Source organism: Xenorhabdus bovienii (assembly GCF_024721015.1).
In the GTDB taxonomy this organism is placed as follows: domain Bacteria; phylum Pseudomonadota; class Gammaproteobacteria; order Enterobacterales; family Enterobacteriaceae; genus Xenorhabdus; species Xenorhabdus bovienii.
This window is the reverse complement of record NZ_JANAIF010000212.1, coordinates 1-1,357: the sequence shown is the minus strand read 5'-3', so window position 1 is coordinate 1,357 and position 1,357 is coordinate 1. Positions and strand designations below refer to the sequence as shown.

2 protein-coding genes are annotated in these 1,357 nt (G+C 43.3%); both read right to left on the bottom strand.

Going from position 1 to position 1,357, the window contains the following annotated elements:
• Positions 1-252: 252 nt before the first annotated feature.
• Positions 253-582 (bottom strand): hypothetical protein, encoded by a 330-nt coding sequence (locus tag NXS07_RS20065; RefSeq protein WP_258087518.1) that lies wholly within the window; start codon positions 580-582, stop codon positions 253-255.
• A partial coding sequence (locus NXS07_RS21645) for an RHS repeat-associated core domain-containing protein (RefSeq protein WP_308686641.1) occupies positions 579-1,357 on the bottom strand: 779 nt, incomplete at its 5' end. The genes NXS07_RS20065 and NXS07_RS21645, both read right to left, overlap by 4 nt.

The window sequence follows — 1,357 nt, the reverse complement described above, 5'->3', positions numbered from 1 at the left end:
TCACCGTGAAGATTATGGATGGCTGTTTGGTGCTTATTCCTGACAGCGATGATACTCGCAGCATCAAGCAACAGTACGAACGCCAGCAGGATCAGCTCAGTGAGATTAAGCTCCGAATGCAGGAACTGATAGGTGATTACAACAGCAACTAAGGGCAGAGAATAAGCGGCTCTTAAAAAAGAATAAAGCCGGAAAATCGAAAAGAATTTCCGGCCTGAATGTTAATCTAAAAGATCATCACATTGAATATAATTAATACCATCTTGCCAATGGAGAGTTCTCACCCAAATTCTTTTCGATCAATTCCTTGATAATAATTTTTTTATCAACCAAGGGAGTGACGATTTCATTTAAAATCTCAAAATCTTCTTGGCATCCGGTATTGTCAAAAAGCAACAAGAATGCCTTATCAATAAGCTGATTTTCATCACATTCTTTAGCTTCTACAATTAAATCTACAATTTTAGATTTGATTGCTTTATTTTCTAAATACTCCTCATGCTCAGAAGAATATTCTTTAGTATAAAAATCATCTAGCTCTTGAGATATAGAATCAAGACGTAAGTAAAGATCATTACTCATTTTATAACCTTGTATGTTCCAGAAGGAATACCATTCGTAAGAAGAACCTCTTGATCCTTACGGGCGTAACGGAATGCTTTTCCTGTTAATCCCTGCCCTCTACTAATATCAACGATTTGCTCATCTGGTATCTTGGATAAATCAACCTTGACCTTACCATTTTTATTATAGAAATCAGCGGTGCTTTCTTTCTTAGTTGTAGAAATTAATTGCGTATTGAGTTTTCCATTCTCAACATGTTCTTGAACTGAATAGCTTGCTGTCGGATCTTTTGGTGGGATATCTTCTCCCGCCTCAGCGCATTTTGCCTGCTTTCTGGTTAATGCCCGGAAAACAAATCCTGTGTACTTTTTACTTAACCCTAGAGGATCTATCCAAGTCAGCGGATTAGGAACATATGCATAGAGATTTTCTCCACCATGCAGCCCAATGGGATCCGGCGTCAGATACTGCCCCGCCACCGGCGAGTAATACCGGAATCGGTTGTAGACCAGCCCACTCTCTTCATCGAGCCATTGACCGGCAAACTTGATCCCCGGATTCAGTTCCGAATTTTCACCCAGAACACCCAAACGCAAACCATACAGGCTCTGCGGCGGCTGGCGCCAGACCCGGTGTCCCGCGGCATCAAACAACGCCAGTGGCTCGCCCGTTGGGGCGCACACCGCGTACTGGGTCTGGATTTTGCCGGCGAGCAGTTCGCTGCGGTTTTCCGGGTTCGGCGTGAAAAACTGCACCTGCTGGGCCAGCAACTGCCAGCCGTCAAAAACAAGGT